Origin of the sequence: Luteibacter jiangsuensis (assembly GCF_011742555.1) — a bacterium.
Lineage (GTDB): Bacteria > Pseudomonadota > Gammaproteobacteria > Xanthomonadales > Rhodanobacteraceae > Luteibacter > Luteibacter jiangsuensis.
Genome location: NZ_JAAQQR010000011.1, coordinates 93,892 through 108,327 on the forward strand (window position 1 = coordinate 93,892; position 14,436 = coordinate 108,327).

Below are 14,436 nucleotides of genomic sequence, written 5' to 3' on the forward strand. Positions count from 1 at the left end.
TGGAGTTCATGCGGCATTGACAAGGGGCTGGTCCCCGCCGCCCACAGCTATCGGAGACGGTCCGTATGTTCAGCAAGGATCTAGAAGTCACCATCGGGCACTGCTACAAGCAGGCCCGTGAGCAGCGCCACGAATTCATGACCGTGGAGCACCTGCTGCTCGCCCTCACGGAAAACACGTCCGCCCTGGCCGCCTTGCGTGCCTGCGGGGTGGATCTCCCGCGCCTGGCCGCGGACCTGCAGCGGATCATCGCCGAAACCGTGCCGGTGCTGCCGGCGGGCGACGAGCGCGACACCCAGCCCACGCTGGGCTTCCAGCGCGTGCTCCAACGCGCCGTGTACCACGTGCAGTCGTCGGGCCGTAAGGAAGTCACCGGCGCGAACGTGCTCGTGGCCATCTTCGGCGAGAAGGACTCCCACGCCGTGTATTTCCTGCACCAGCAGGAGATCACCCGCCTCGACGTCGTCAACTACATCTCGCACGGCATCGCCAAGATCGGCGACGAATCCGCCGCGGCGGCGCCGAATGCCGAGCGCGACGGGGAAGAAGGCGGCGAAGGCAAGGGCAACCCTCTCAGCGAATACGCCTCGAACCTGAACGAACTGGCCATCCAGGGCAAGATCGACCCGCTCATCGGGCGCCAGGACGAGGTGGAGCGCACCATCCAGGTGCTCTGCCGCCGCCGCAAGAACAACCCGCTTTACGTGGGCGAGGCCGGCGTGGGCAAGACGGCCCTGGCCGAGGGCCTGGCCAAGCGCATCGTGGAAGGCCAGGTGCCGGAGGTGCTGGAAGACTGCACAATCTGGTCGCTGGACCTCGGCGCGCTGGTGGCGGGCACCAAGTACCGCGGCGACTTCGAGAAGCGCCTCAAGGCCGTGATCGGCCAGCTCAAGAAGCAGCCGAACGCCATCCTCTTCATCGATGAGATCCACACCATCATCGGTGCGGGCTCGGCGTCGGGCGGCACCATGGACGCCTCGAACCTGATCAAGCCCATGCTGGCATCGGGTGAGTTGCGCTGCATCGGCTCCACCACGTTCCAGGAATTCCGCGGCGTGTTCGAGAAGGACCGCGCGCTGGCTCGTCGCTTCCAGAAAATCGACGTCGTCGAGCCCACGGTGGCCGATTCCATCGAGATCCTGCGCGGTCTGAAGAGCCGGTTCGAGGAACACCACTCGGTGGAATACACCGGCGAGGCCCTGCGTGCGGCCGTGGATCTCTCGGTGAAGCACATTCCCGACCGCCTGCTGCCGGACAAGGCCATCGACGTCATCGACGAGGCCGGCGCCCGCCAGCGCCTGCTTCCCGAGGAAGAGCGCACCGGCAAGGTGGACGTCCCCGAGATCGAATACATCGTGGCCAAGATGGCGCGCATTCCGGCCAAGCAGGTTTCGGCGTCGGATCGCGACGTGCTGCGCAACCTGGAGCGCAACCTGAAAATGGTGGTGTTCGGTCAGGACGCGGCCATCGAGGCCCTGGCCTCGTCGATCAAGATGGCGCGCTCGGGCCTGGGCGATCCGTCCAAGCCGATCGGCAGCTTCCTGCTCGCCGGCCCCACGGGCGTCGGCAAGACGGAAGTGACCCGCCAGCTCGCCATGCAGCTGGGCATCGAGATGGTTCGCTTCGACATGTCCGAGTACATGGAAGCCCATTCGGTGTCGCGTCTGGTCGGTGCGCCTCCGGGGTATGTCGGCTTCGACCAGGGTGGGCTGCTCACCGAGCAGATCACCAAGCATCCGCATTGCGTGCTGCTGCTGGACGAGATCGAGAAGGCCCATCCGGACGTCTACAACATCCTGCTCCAGGTCATGGATCGGGGCGTGCTCACGGATACGAACGGGCGCGAGGCGAACTTCAAGAACGTGATCATCGTGATGACCACGAACGCCGGCGCGCAGCTGGCCTCGCGTCGCGGCATCGGGTTCGTGAAGCAGAACCACTCGCTGGACGCGATGGAGACCATTCGCCGCATGTTCACGCCGGAGTTCCGCAACCGCCTCGACGCGATCATCCAGTTCAACGCCCTGGACTTCGACCACATCCTGCGCGTGGTGGACAAGTTCCTCATCGAGCTCGAGGCCCAGCTGGCCGAGAAGAAGGTGAGCGTGGACGTGACACCGGATGCCCGCCGCTGGTTGGCCGAGCATGGTTTCGACCCGCAGATGGGCGCCCGCCCGATGGCCCGCGTGATCCAGGACAAGGTGAAGCGCGCGCTGGCCGACGAACTGCTGTTCGGCAAGCTGGCGGAGGGCGGCAAGGTCACCCTTTCGGTGGCCGACGACGAGCTGCATGTGGAAACGGAGTCGGCGGAGCCGGCGACGGCCGAGGCGTAAGAACTGTGGGAGCCGGCTATGCCGGCGATCCCGCGGCAGCGGGCAAGGGTGCCGCAAGCACCCGTCGCCGCTGAAGCGGCTCCCACACAAAGCAAAAAAAGCCGCGGCGCGAGCCGCGGCTTTTTTCATTGCCCATGAAGCGGCGCCAGGCGCCTTACTTCATGCGATACGTGATGCGCCCCTTGGTCAGGTCGTAAGGGGTCATTTCGACCTTCACCTTGTCGCCTGTGAGGATGCGGATGTAGTGCTTGCGCATACGGCCGGAGATATGGGCGGTAATGACGTGCCCGTTCTCGAGCTGCACGCGGAACATGGTGTTGGGCAGGGTCTCCTGGACCGTGCCTTCCATTTCGATGACGTCGTCTTTTGCCATGTGTCCCGGGTCGGCATGACGGCCGGAATGGCCGCATAAGTCCCTTAGTATGCCACAGAGGAGCGGCCCCGGCCAGCAAGCCGCGCCGGAGACGTACCCTGGTCAGCCAAAGTGCTCGTCCAGTTTCTTCCGGATTTCGTCCTCGATGGTGCCTCGCAGCGGCGAGAGGAGCATGCCCAGTTCGGCGGTCACGTGCACATCGGTGGGGGAGACGGCGATGGCTCCCTTCACCCCGGAGCGCGCAAAGGTAAGCGTATCGCCCTGCCAGGTGCCCTCGGTGCCGAATTTCTCGCGCATGCGGCCGGCCACCTTCTCGACCACGGCCCGGGCGTTCTCCATCGTGGTGCCGTGGGGACGGCGTATATCGATCTTCGCCATGAGCGGCTCCTTGTTCCAAAGCAGGGCAGTCTAGCAGCGCCCGGTCGCAACCCGGCGCGGCAGCTCACGGTTTACGCTTCACTCTTCACAGCTCCTTTCCGTTCAAATAGATACCGCACTCTGCTAAAGTCGCGTCGTCAACGTCCCGGTTCCTCCATGCGCATCGAATTCGTCAGCTCGGCTCGCGGTGATTTCCACTGGTCACGACCCGTGCTCACAATCGGTCGCGCGGAGGACAACGATCTCGTCGTGTCCGAAGCCCAGGTGGCCAGTCGTCACGTCACCATCCACCGGGACCGCCGCGGTCTGGTGCTGGAGGTGGCGCCCGAGGCGGGCCGCGTGTATGTCAACGCACGCCCGGTCCGGGAACGCGCCTTGCTGCGCGCCGGCGACAGCCTTTCCCTGGGCGATTGCCGCATGTTGGTTCGGGACGATGCCGACCTGGACGCGCGGGAACTCGTTCCGCCGACCGAATCGCGCTGCACGGTGGCCTTGCGTCCCGTGGCGGGGCCCTTGTCGGGCCGCGTGATCGCCATCGGCGAACGCCTGGAGCTCGGCTCCACGCACGGCGCATTGCCGCTGGAATTGCCCGGCAACGATGCAGCCCTGCTCACGCTCACATGGACCGACGGCGAGTTGATGCTCGATGCGTCCCGCGTGCCTGCGCGTCACGCGGTTCGCGTCAACGGGGTGAAGACGGTTCGCGCCCCCCTGCAGCCCGGCGACCAGATCGGCATTGCGACGCACCGCTTTGTCGTGGAAGGGCCGGGCTGGGCAGCCGAGCCCGTGCTGGCCCCTCCCGAGCCGGAGGCGGAGCCGGTGCCGCAGGTGGCGGAGGCACCGCGCGGCGACGTCTGGTGGCTGATCCTCACTGCCGCGCTGCTGGCGCTCGGCATCGCCGCCGTCCTCTTCGTTCAGTTCTGACGCCAGTGTGGGAGTTGGCGATCCCGCGATAGCGGGCAAGCTTGCCGCACGCACCCCACGGAGCGTCTTGCCCGTGTTGGCTGCGGGCATAATGCGCCTACCTCCATCGAGCGAGAGAACGAAGTGAGCAGAGCGTGGAATTTCAGCGCCGGTCCCGCGGCGCTGCCGGAAGCCGTGTTGAAGCGGGCGCAGGCGGAGATGCTCGACTGGAACGGAACCGGGGCGTCGGTGATGGAGCTTTCCCATCGTGGCAAGCCCTTCATGCAGCTGGCCGCGGCGGCGGAACAGCGCCTGCGCCAGCTGCTTGCCATCCCGTCGAACTACAAGGTGCTGTTCCTCCAGGGCGGCGCGACGCAGCACTTCGCACAGATCCCGATGAACCTGGCGCCGGAAGGCGGCTCGGCCGATTACATCGTCACTGGCGTGTTCAGCAAGAAGGCCGTGAGCGAAGCGGCGTTTCATGTCGACGCGCGCGTGGCAGCCACGTCCGAAGCCACCGACTTTCTCACGCTCCCCCCGCGCGCCGGTTGGCAGCTGAATCCGGAGGCATCGTACGTACACTACACGCCGAACGAGACGATCCGGGGCCTCGAATTCCACGAGATACCGGACGTGGGTGAGGTGCCGCTCGTGGCGGACATGTCGTCGAACATCCTCGGTGCGCCGCTGGACGTGTCGCGCTTTGGCCTCATCTACGCGGGTGCGCAGAAAAACATCGGCCCGTCGGGCCTCGTGCTCATGATCGTTCGCGACGACCTGCTGGCGCGTCCGCCGCGGTCGATCGCGCGGATCCTGCGTTATGCCGAGCAGGCGGCGAACGACTCGATGCTCAACACGCCGAATACCTGGGGCTGGTACGTCGCCGGCCTGACCTTCGAATGGATCGAGGGGCAGGGTGGCCTCGCCGCGATGGGCGAGCGTAACGCGCGCAAGTCGGCCATGGTGTACGACGCCATCGACGGCTCGGATGGTTTCTATCGCAACGATGTGGAACGCGCCGCGCGTTCGCGCATGAACGTGTCGTTCGTCTTGCACGATAGCGCGCTCGACAGCGTCTTCCTGGCGGAATCCGAGGCGGCGGGTTTCATCGGCCTCAAGGGGCACAAGGCCGTCGGCGGCATGCGTGCTTCCTTGTACAACGCGGTGTCGCAGCCCGCGGTGGAGGCACTGGTGCAATTCATGCGGGACTTTGCGGCGCGGCACGGTTAAAGTCGGAGGTCGCCGCGCTGCAACATGCCTCGCGCGCGAAAGAAACGTTTCAACTGCAACCACTTAGCCGCCTGGAAGTCCATGAGCAAGACCCCCGCCGACAAACAAGCCACGCTCGCCGAGGCGCGTACGCGCATCGACAGCATCGACCAGCAACTGCAATCGCTCATCAGCGAGCGCGCCCGTTGGGCGCAGCAGGTCGGGCGGGCCAAGGGCCCGCTGAAGGCGGCGGTGGAGTATTACCGACCCGAGCGCGAGGCGCAGGTGTTGCGTGGCGTCATCGACCGTAACGACGGTCCGCTGCCCAATGCGGAACTGGTGCGGTTGTTCCGCGAGATCATGTCGTCGTGCCTGTCGCAGCAGCAGCCGCTGAAGATCGGCTTCCTCGGTCCCGAGGGCACCTTCAGCGAGCAGGCGGTGCGCAAGCATTTCGGCCATGCCGCGTATGGACTGCCGCTGGGCAGCATCGAAGAGGTGTTCCAGGAGGTGGCCGCCGGCAACGCCGACTTCGGTGTGGTGCCGGTGGAGAACTCCGGGCAGGGCATGATCCAGATGACGCTGGACATGTTCCTCGTGTCGAAGGCCACCATCTGTGGCGAAGTCGAACTGCGCGTGCACCAGAACCTGCTTTCGTTGAGCGGCGAGCTGAAAGACGTGAAGCGTGTGTACTCCCACCCGCAGTCGTTGCAGCAATGCCAGGGCTGGTTGCGCGTGAACCTGCCGCACGTGGAGCGCGTGCCGGTTTCGAGCAATGCCGAGGCCGCGCGCACGGCACGGCTCTCGCCGGAATCCGCGGCCATCGCCGGCGAGACCGCCGGGCGTGTCTATGGCCTGAAAACCGTGGCCGGCCCCATCGAAGACCGTTCCGACAACACCACCCGCTTCCTCGTCATCGGCCGCTCGATCTTCCCGCCCTCGGGCAACGATCGCACCTCGCTGCTGGTGTCGGTGCGCGACAAGCCGGGCGCGTTGTACGACGTGCTGAGCCCGCTGGCGAAACACGACATCAGCATGAACCGTATCGAGTCCCGCCCGGCACACACGGGAAAGTGGCAGTACGCATTCTTCATCGACGTGTCCGGCCATGTGGACGATCCGGCCTTGCAGGCCGCCCTCGAAGAAATGAAACCCGCCGCCGCCGAAGTGCGCGTGCTCGGCTCTTACCCCGTAGCCCTTCCATGACCTTCTCATTCGATGCAGCCGCGCTCGCCAACAGGGCGACGTCGGCGCTCCGTGCCTACGACCCCGGCCACGACCTTCCCGCGCTGCGCCGACGCTTCGGCGCCGTCATCGCCGAACTCGGTTCCAATGAAAACCCGTTGGGTCCGAGCCCGCGCGCCAGGGCCGCGGCAGCCAGCGCGCTGGACGAGGTGTGGCGTTATCCCGACCCGCTGGGCGCGTCGCTGAAGCGTGCGCTGTCGGCCGCGGAAGGCGTGCCCGTGTCGGGCATCACGCTCGGCAACGGTTCGCATGAGCTCCTCATGCTGCTCGCGCAGTGCTTTGCGGATGCCGAGCATCCCGTGGTCCATTCGCAGTTCGGCTTCGCGGTATTCCCGATCGCCGCGGCGGCAGCCGGCGCGCCGTCCCTGGCCGTGCCCGCTCTTCCGGCGGATCATCCCGAAGCCCCCTACGGCCACGATCTCGACGCGCTCGCTTCGGCGGTCACCGCGAACACCCGGCTGGTGTACCTCGCCAACCCGAACAATCCCACCGGCACATGGTTCGGCGATGCCGCACTGGAGACCTTCCTGGGCAAGATGCCGGCGGACACGATCGTGGTTGTGGACGAGGCTTACCACGAGTACGTCGACGCGAGCGGTTTGAGCACGGCCGTGCGTTTCCTCGATCGCTTCCCGAACCTCGTGGTGACGCGTACGTTTTCGAAGGCCTATGCGCTCGCCGGCCTTCGCATCGGTTACATGCTGAGCCACCCCTCCGTGGCAGCCGTCTGCGAGCGCCTGCGCGAATCGTTCAACGTGAACGGCGTGGCACTCGCTGCAGCGGAAGCGGCCCTCGGCGATCGCGACTACCTGGCGCGCGTGCGCGAGACGAACCGCGTCGACCGCGCATGGCTCGCCGATGCGCTGAGTGCCCGGGGTTTTCGTGTGCTGCCTTCGCAGACCAACTTTCTGCTGCTGGACCTGGGCCGCGATGCGGCCGCCTTCGAGGCGCATCTTTTCGAGCGCGGCGTGATCGTGCGCCCGATGGTCGGCTACCGCCTGCCGCACACGGTGCGCGTGAGTGTCGGCAGCCGTGCCGAACTGGATCGTCTGCTGGAGCACCTGCCGTGAACCGTGTCGATTGGATGAGCCACAAGAGCGGACCGTTGCACGGCGAAGTGACCGTGCCGGGCGACAAGTCGGTGTCGCATCGCGCCCTGATGTTCGGTGCCATCGCCGAAGGCGTGACGCATATCCGCGGATTCCTGGAAGGCGAAGACACTCTTGCTACTGCCTCGATCCTTGGCAAGCTCGGCGTGCGCTTCGAAACGCCATCGCCGGGCGAGCGCATCGTTCACGGCGTCGGCTTGCACGGCCTGCGCGGCAGCCCGGATGCGCTCGATTGCGGAAACGCCGGCACGGGCATGCGTCTCCTGGCTGGCCTGCTGGCGGGCCAGGCGTTCGATTCGACACTCGTCGGCGATGAATCGCTGTCGCGCCGGCCGATGCGGCGCGTGACCGATCCTCTGGCGCAGATGGGCGCTTCGATCGACACGAACGACGGAAAGCCGCCGTTGCGCATCCATGGCGGTGCGCGATTGCATGGCGTGACTTACCGCCCGCCGGTGGCGAGCGCCCAGATCAAGTCGGCACTGCTGCTCGCGGGCCTGTACGCCGAGGGATTCACGGAGGTGGTGGAGCCGCACCCCACTCGCGACTACACCGAGAGCATGCTGAAGGCCTTCGGGTGGCCCATCGACTATTCCCCCGGTCGCGCACGTCTGGAGGGCGGGCACGTGCTGCACGCCGCCAACGTGGATGTGCCGGCGGACTTTTCATCCGCCGCCTTTTTCATCGTGGCGGCCTGTATCGTGCCGGGCTCCTCGCTGCGCCTCAACGGCGTGGGCCTCAATCCCCGTCGCACGGGCCTGCTGAGCGCGCTTCGGCTGATGGGGGCCGACATCGCCGTGGAAAACACACGCACGAGCGGCGGCGAAACCATCGCGGACCTGGTCGTGACGCATGCGCCCCTGCACGGGGTGTCGCTGCCCGAGGAGATCGTGCCGGACATGATCGACGAGTTCCCGGCGCTGTTCGTGGCCGCCGCCGTCGCCGACGGCACCACCACCATCCGTGGCGCGGCCGAACTGCGCGTCAAGGAATCGGACCGCATCGCGAGCATGGCGAACGGCCTCAAGGCATGCGGCGCGTCGGTGGATGAATTGCCCGACGGCGCCGTCATCCGCGGCGGCGGGCTTCGTTCCGGCAGCATCGACAGCCATGGCGACCACCGCATCGCCATGAGTTTTGCCGTTGCGGGACTCGTGGCCGAAGGCCCCATCGCCATCGGCGACTGCGCCAACGTGGCCACGTCGTTCCCGGGGTTCATGGAACTGGCCAACGGCGTGGGCTTTCGACTCGAACCGGCGAACTGATTCCATCGCGCGTCACGGCAAGGCGGGTTCCGCCATGACGTACGTGCCGGGAAGGCGTTACGCTTCACGTCCCCTGAGCCAGACACAAGCCAATGGTCGTGAAGCTTCCCCCATTCGTCGTTGTCGTGCCCGCGCGCTTCGGTTCCACGCGGCTGCCGGGCAAGCCACTGCTCAAGATCGGCGGGGAATCCATGATCCGCCGCGTGGCGGCGAGGGCGGGGGAGGCGGGTGCCGCCCAGGTGGTGGTCGCCACCGACGACGAGCGGGTGGTGCGCGAACTTCGCGGATGCGGCGACATCCTGGTCTGCATGACCCGGCCGGACCACGCCTCCGGCAGCGACCGCATCGCCGAGACCGCGAGTCACTTCGGCTGGCCCGACGACACGGTGGTGGTGAACCTCCAGGGCGACGAACCCTTCGCTCCCGCGGCCGGCATACGGGCGGTGGTGGCAACGCTGGCGGGCGACGAGGCGCCCATGGCGACCCTGGCCGCCCCCATCGAGCACGCGGATGAGCTCTTCGACCCGAACGTGGTGAAGGTCGTTCGGGGTGGAAACGGCCGCGCCCTCTACTTCACGCGAGCCCCAGCGCCGTGGGCCCGTGACGCGTTCGCGCAGGATCGCGAATCGCTTCCGGCGGGCGTGCCTTTCCTGCGTCACATCGGCATCTATGCGTACCGCGCGGGGTTCCTGCGCCGCCTGGCGGCCCTTCCTCGGACGCCCCTGGAGCAGGCGGAGTCCCTGGAGCAGTTGCGGGCCCTGGAGCACGGTTATGCGATCTCGGTGAGTCCCACCCCGGAGCCCTTTCCCCCCGGTATCGACACCGCGGACGATCTGGCCCGGGCCGAGCGCTGGCTCGCTGGAACGCTCGGGGAGCGGTCGTAAGGGTTCCCCTGCAAGGGCCTGCGGGAGAACCCCACAGGCCGCGCAGGCAGCGGCCGGGCGCGCGAGCGCGGGCCGCGACGTAATCTAACTCCGTCGCCAAACTTCACTCCTCTGCAGGACGGCGACACTCCCAAGGAAGGTCCCCGCCGGCATGGCCCATCCCATGCCGGCGTCTTCGCGTCTGCGATCCGCCGACGCGGTAAAATGCCGGAATGGAGCACACCGAGTCGCATCCGTTCGACGGCAAGGCCTTCGTCCGCCATCTCACCACCTCGCCCGGCGTCTATCGCTATTTCGATGCGGAAGACGAGCTTCTGTACGTCGGCAAGGCGGCTAACCTCAAGAAGCGGGTAGGCAACTATTTCCTGAAGCCGCCCATGGATCCGCGCATCGCGTCCATGGTGTCGCAGATCGCCCGCGCGGAGGTGACCCTCACGCGCACGGCGGGCGAGGCCCTGCTGCTGGAATCCCAGCTGATCAAGTCGTTGAAGCCGCGATACAACATCGTGCTTCGCGACGACAAGAGTTATCCGTATATCTACCTGTCCGGCGGCGAGGACTATCCGCGGCTGGCGTTCCATCGTGGCGCCAAGACGGGGCCGGGCCGCTACTTCGGCCCGTATCCGAGCACCTTCGCGGTGCGCGAAAGCCTCGGCCTGATGCAGAAGCTGTTCAAGGTGCGCCAGTGCGAGGACAGCTACTTCCGGAACCGCTCGCGTCCTTGCCTCCAGCATCAGATCGGTCGTTGCAGTGCGCCGTGCGTTCGCCTCATCGACGTGGACGACTACAAGAGCGACGTGCGCCACGCCGAGATGTTCCTGGAAGGGCGCAGCAGTGCCGTCATCGACGAGCTGGCGTCGTCGATGGAGCAGGCATCGCGCGACCTGAATTTCGAGCGCGCGGCGAACCTGCGCGATCAGGTGGCGGCGCTGCGCAAGTTGCAGGCCCAGCACTTCGTCCAGGGTGCCAGCGCGGACATGGACGTGATCGCGTGCTGCATGGAGGGCGGCATGGCCTGCGTGAGCGTGCTCTTCTTCCGAAACGGCGTGAGCCTGGGGTCGCGCGATTTCTTCCCCCGGCTGCCGACGGACGCCTCCGTCTCCGACGTGCTGTCGCAGTTCATCGCCCAGTACTACCTGGAGCGGCAGGTGCCGCGCGAGCTGGTGCTCAGCGATCCCGTGGAGGACATGGACGTGCTTGCGTCCGTGCTGTCGGACCATGCGGGATACGTCGTGTCGCTCAAGCCGAGCGTTCGCGGCGAGCGTGCGCGCTTCCTGGAGATGGCCCAGCGCAACGCCAGTGCGGCACTCACGTCGCGGCTGGCCAGCCGGCACACCTTGCTGGCGCGCTTCGACGACCTGCAGAAGGTTCTTGAACTGGAAACCACGCCGCGGCGTATCGAGTGTTTCGACATCAGCCACACGCGTGGCGAACTGACCGTGGCCTCGTGCGTGGTGTTCGGGCCTGAGGGGCCCGAGAAGTCGCACTACCGGCGCTTCAACATCACGGGCATCACCCCCGGCGACGACTATGCCGCCATGCACCAGGCGCTGACCCGTCGCTTCAAGAAGGTGGTGGAGGGCGGCGCCAGGCCCGACATCCTGCTGATCGACGGCGGCATGGGGCAGGTGGCCCAGGCGGTGGACGTCCTGCGCGAGCTGGGTGTGGAAGAGGGCATCCGCGTGGTCGGCGTGGCCAAGGGGCCCGGCCGGCGAGCCGGCGAAGAAACACTCGTCCTCGCCGACAGCGGCAAGACGCTGCACCCGGGAACGTCGTCGCCGGCGCTGCACCTCGTGGCGGCGGTTCGTGACGAAGCGCACCGTTTCGCCATCAGTGGCCATCGCCGCCGTCGCGAAGCGGCACGCGAGCGGAGTACGCTCGAGGACGTGCCAGGCGTTGGCGCGCGCCGCCGCGCGGCCCTGCTCAAGGCCTTCGGCGGCCTGACCGGCGTGGAAGCCGCGGGCGTCGAGGAACTGATGAGCGTGAAGGGCATTGATCGCGGGCTGGCCGAACGCATCTATGCCATGCTGCATCCCTGATCGAGAGGAGGCGAGGCCGACACGCTTCGCATCCCGCACCGGCTGACTTATGCGAATCAATCTTCCTACTTGGCTCACCCTGTTCCGAGTGCTCCTGCTCCCGGTCATGGTGATCGTCTTCTACCTGCCGTTTCGTGGCGCGAACCTCACGGCGGCGGTGGTTTTCGTCCTAGCCGGGGTCACCGACTGGCTCGATGGTTACCTGGCCCGCCGGTTGAACCTCACGTCGGCCTTCGGTGCCTTCCTGGATCCGGTGGCCGACAAGCTCATGATCGCCGTGACCCTGTTCCTGCTGGTGGAATCCCACCGGGGTGGATGGCCGGGCATCCTCATGGCGGTGACCGCGTCCATCATCGTGGGACGCGAGATCAGCGTGTCGGCCTTGCGCGAGTGGATGGCCCAGATCGGGGCGCGCTCCAAGGTTAAGGTCGCCTTCCTCGGCAAACTGAAGACAGCTATGCAGATGGTGGCCCTGGTGGTGCTGCTGCTCCAGCACGACGCCGAAACCCTGCGGCTCTACCACATCGGCGAAGCCCTCCTGGTGGTGGCCGGCATCCTCACGATCTGGTCCGGTCTCGACTACCTGCGGGCCGCATGGCCGAGCCTGCGCGGAGATTCAGACGAAGTGAAGGAAAGTGAAAAAAATTCGGTGCAAAGTGGTTGACACATTCGCCATCTGATCTAAAATAGCCGGACAACGACGCGGGAATAGCTCAGTTGGTAGAGCACGACCTTGCCAAGGTCGGGGTCGCGAGTTCGAGTCTCGTTTCCCGCTCCAAGTAATTCCACAAAGCCTCGGTCACCCGAGGTTTTGTTTTTTAAGCGCTTCGCGGATACTCTTCGCGCTGCGCAAGCGATGGCCGGGTGGCAGAGTGGTCATGCAGCGGACTGCAAATCCGCGTACGCCGGTTCGATTCCGACCTCGGCCTCCATCGCATTCCAAGGCGCACCCGCCGACGGCGGAGGCGCCTTTTTTCTTTCCGCCCGGATGGCGAAACCGGTAGACGCAAGGGACTTAAAATCCCTCATCCGAAAGGGTATGTGGGTTCGAGTCCCACTCCGGGCACCATCTAGCATCGATAGGGCATAACATGCCCAACCCTCCCGGCCCCGAAACTCCGTAATCTGCCTTAGTTCAAGGCACGGAGCGCTGGCTGGTGCCTACTCACATCAACATGGCATCACCACTTGCATGTGAGTAACTTTGTGAGTATAACTGCACCTACTCACATCGAGGCGGTAGTTACTCACCATGCTCACCGACGCCAAATTGAGGGGCCTAAAGCACCGAGAGACGCTTTACCGAGTTACGGACTCGGCGGGTCTTGCGGTCGAAGTGCCCGTAACTGGCGCTCCCCGCTGGCGCTTCCGCTACCGCTTCGACGGCAAAGCGAAGATGCTCAGCCTCGGTACATATCCCAGCGTATCTCTTGCGCAGGCCCGCCTGCGGCGTGACGCGGCTAGGGCGCAGTTAGCGAATGGCATTGATCCGAGTGCGAATCGCCAAGAGGAAAAACGCTCCCGTTCCCTGGCTCTCGCACCTGTTCCTACCTTCCGTTCCGTTGCCGAAATTTGGATGTCCCGGCAGGACGTTTCCGAAGCCACGGCTAACAAGTCCCGCTGGATATTCACCAAGTTCCTGTATCCGGATCTCGGTGAACTACCTCTGCGCGAAATCACCTCCCGCGTCGTGTTGGACTGCCTCCGGAAGATCGAGGGGGCGGACATGCTGGAAACGGCTCGTCGCGCGAAAATCAGGGTGGGGCAGGTATTCCGCTTTGCGGTGATTGAGGGCCTTACGGACGTCGATCCTACGCAGCCCCTCCGGGGGGCGCTCAAGGCCCCGAAGGTGAAACACCACGCGGCCATCGTGGACCCGGTGAAGATTGGCGGTTTGCTGCGGGCCATCGACGGGTTCTCAGGACAGTTCGTTACGCTGTCCGCCCTCCAATTGGCTCCCCTCGTATTCGTGCGTCCCGGCGAACTTCGGGCGGCTGAGTGGGCAGAGTTCGACCTTGATGGGCATGTGTGGCGAATTCCCGGCGAGCGCATGAAGATGAAAGCGGCTCACGTAGTGCCGCTGTCGAAACAGGCAGTTTCGATCCTCCGGAAGCTTCACGAGTTCACCGGCCACGGTCGCTATGTCTTCCCGAGCCTCCGGTCAGCGCACCGCCCTATGAGCGAGAACACCGTCAACGCTGCGTTGCGTCGCTTGGGCTACTCCGGCGAAGAAATGACAGGCCACGGGTTCCGGAGCCTGGCAGCGACCCGCCTCAACGAAATGGGCTGGAATGCGGACGCCATAGAGCGCCAGCTAGCCCACGCAGAATCGAACAAGGTCCGTGATGCCTACACGCACGCCGCTCAGTACCTCAAGGAGCGCACGAAGATGATGCAAGCATGGGCGGATTATTTGGACAGTCTCAAGGCTGGTGGCAAGGTCGTTGCATTCAAACCGCAGGCGGGGTCTGCGGCGTAAGAATTCCGGCGCTATGTCGGAAGCGGCGGGACAGGGTGTAGCAGCACCCCGCCCGCCTAACCACAACCACGACGATGGGAGTCGAGATCATGGGTAACGAAATTGTAGCTGCACGTTCGTCCATTGCGGCGAGCCTTCCTGGGGACTCATTCGTGCCTTTCGCTGAAACGGCCCAGGAGCGCGAATTACTAGACTTGTACCGCCGCCTGTCCCCGGGAGATA

At 65.6% G+C, this 14,436-nt stretch carries 12 protein-coding genes and 3 tRNA genes; 13 read left to right on the top strand and 2 right to left on the bottom strand.

The genetic code is table 11. The features are described from left to right. Positions 1-65: 65 nt before the first annotated feature. A complete protein-coding gene (clpA, locus tag HBF26_RS18105; RefSeq protein WP_167129463.1) occupies positions 66-2,333 on the top strand; it encodes an ATP-dependent Clp protease ATP-binding subunit ClpA in 2,268 nt (755 codons plus the stop codon). Between the two features lie 154 nt (positions 2,334-2,487). Here clpA and infA read toward each other — a convergent pair whose 3' ends face one another. Both infA and HBF26_RS18115 read right to left on the bottom strand, forming a co-directional pair. After that, positions 2,488-2,706, bottom strand: coding sequence for a translation initiation factor IF-1 (infA, locus tag HBF26_RS18110; RefSeq protein ID WP_019466733.1), 219 nt, complete (start codon positions 2,704-2,706; stop codon positions 2,488-2,490). A gap of 102 nt (positions 2,707-2,808) precedes the next feature. Beyond that, positions 2,809-3,084, bottom strand: coding sequence for a polyhydroxyalkanoic acid system family protein (locus HBF26_RS18115; RefSeq protein WP_167129464.1), 276 nt, complete (start codon positions 3,082-3,084; stop codon positions 2,809-2,811). A gap of 156 nt (positions 3,085-3,240) precedes the next feature. On the opposite strand from HBF26_RS18115, the gene HBF26_RS18120 reads away from it, so the two are divergent. The 12 genes from HBF26_RS18120 (at position 3,241) to HBF26_RS18175 (ending at position 14,214) form a co-directional block, all read left to right on the top strand. Further along, on the top strand, positions 3,241-4,008 hold the full coding sequence (locus HBF26_RS18120) for an FHA domain-containing protein (RefSeq protein WP_167129465.1): 768 nt from the start codon (positions 3,241-3,243) through the stop codon (positions 4,006-4,008). Positions 4,009-4,131: 123 nt separating this feature from the next. After that, positions 4,132-5,217, top strand: a complete 1,086-nt coding sequence (serC, locus tag HBF26_RS18125) for a 3-phosphoserine/phosphohydroxythreonine transaminase (protein WP_167129467.1) — start codon at positions 4,132-4,134, stop codon at positions 5,215-5,217. Positions 5,218-5,241: 24 nt separating this feature from the next. After that, a complete protein-coding gene (gene pheA / locus HBF26_RS18130; protein ID WP_193569962.1) occupies positions 5,242-6,399 on the top strand; it encodes a prephenate dehydratase in 1,158 nt (385 codons plus the stop codon). Continuing rightward, positions 6,396-7,508: a histidinol-phosphate transaminase gene (gene hisC / locus HBF26_RS18135; protein ID WP_167129469.1), complete on the top strand. Its 1,113-nt coding sequence runs from the start codon at positions 6,396-6,398 to the stop codon at positions 7,506-7,508. The genes pheA and hisC overlap by 4 nt, the downstream gene beginning before the upstream one ends. Positions 7,509-7,522: 14 nt before the next feature. After that, positions 7,523-8,812, top strand: a complete 1,290-nt coding sequence (gene aroA / locus HBF26_RS18140) for a 3-phosphoshikimate 1-carboxyvinyltransferase (protein ID WP_167129504.1) — start codon at positions 7,523-7,525, stop codon at positions 8,810-8,812. Positions 8,813-8,904: 92 nt separating this feature from the next. Then, entirely contained in the window at positions 8,905-9,696 is a 792-nt protein-coding gene (gene kdsB, locus HBF26_RS18145; RefSeq protein WP_167129471.1) for a 3-deoxy-manno-octulosonate cytidylyltransferase, read from the top strand. A 212-nt stretch (positions 9,697-9,908) separates the two neighbouring features. After that, positions 9,909-11,735 carry an excinuclease ABC subunit UvrC gene (uvrC, locus tag HBF26_RS18150; RefSeq protein ID WP_167129472.1) on the top strand — a complete coding sequence of 609 codons (1,827 nt, stop codon included), beginning with the start codon at positions 9,909-9,911 and terminating at the stop codon, positions 11,733-11,735. A gap of 49 nt (positions 11,736-11,784) precedes the next feature. Next, complete coding sequence (gene pgsA / locus HBF26_RS18155) at positions 11,785-12,399, top strand: CDP-diacylglycerol--glycerol-3-phosphate 3-phosphatidyltransferase (RefSeq protein ID WP_167129474.1); 615 nt, start codon at positions 11,785-11,787, stop codon at positions 12,397-12,399. 38 nt (positions 12,400-12,437) lie between these two features. Further along, positions 12,438-12,513 (top strand) — tRNA-Gly (locus HBF26_RS18160). A gap of 80 nt (positions 12,514-12,593) precedes the next feature. Next, positions 12,594-12,667 (top strand) — tRNA-Cys (locus HBF26_RS18165). 50 nt (positions 12,668-12,717) lie between these two features. Beyond that, positions 12,718-12,804 (top strand) — tRNA-Leu (locus HBF26_RS18170). A 183-nt stretch (positions 12,805-12,987) separates the two neighbouring features. Then, the gene (locus HBF26_RS18175) at positions 12,988-14,214 is read left to right on the top strand and encodes a tyrosine-type recombinase/integrase (RefSeq protein WP_167129476.1); all 1,227 of its coding nucleotides are present in this window, start codon (positions 12,988-12,990) and stop codon (positions 14,212-14,214) included. The last annotated feature ends 222 nt before the right edge of the window (positions 14,215-14,436 follow it).

Bases quoted from the DNA above. Each gene is read 5' to 3' on its own strand.
- HBF26_RS18120 (WP_167129465.1), top strand. From the start codon at position 3,241: ATGCGCATCGAATTCGTCAGCTCGGCTCGCGGTGATTTCCACTGGTCA.
- infA (WP_019466733.1), bottom strand. From the start codon at position 2,706: ATGGCAAAAGACGACGTCATCGAAATGGAAGGCACGGTCCAGGAGACC.
- hisC (WP_167129469.1), top strand. From the start codon at position 6,396: ATGACCTTCTCATTCGATGCAGCCGCGCTCGCCAACAGGGCGACGTCG.
- aroA (WP_167129504.1), top strand. From the start codon at position 7,523: ATGAGCCACAAGAGCGGACCGTTGCACGGCGAAGTGACCGTGCCGGGC.
- pheA (WP_193569962.1), top strand. From the start codon at position 5,242: ATGCCTCGCGCGCGAAAGAAACGTTTCAACTGCAACCACTTAGCCGCC.
- uvrC (WP_167129472.1), top strand. From the start codon at position 9,909: ATGGAGCACACCGAGTCGCATCCGTTCGACGGCAAGGCCTTCGTCCGC.
- HBF26_RS18115 (WP_167129464.1), bottom strand. From the start codon at position 3,084: ATGGCGAAGATCGATATACGCCGTCCCCACGGCACCACGATGGAGAAC.
- HBF26_RS18175 (WP_167129476.1), top strand. From the start codon at position 12,988: ATGCTCACCGACGCCAAATTGAGGGGCCTAAAGCACCGAGAGACGCTT.
- pgsA (WP_167129474.1), top strand. From the start codon at position 11,785: ATGCGAATCAATCTTCCTACTTGGCTCACCCTGTTCCGAGTGCTCCTG.
- clpA (WP_167129463.1), top strand. From the start codon at position 66: ATGTTCAGCAAGGATCTAGAAGTCACCATCGGGCACTGCTACAAGCAG.
- kdsB (WP_167129471.1), top strand. From the start codon at position 8,905: ATGGTCGTGAAGCTTCCCCCATTCGTCGTTGTCGTGCCCGCGCGCTTC.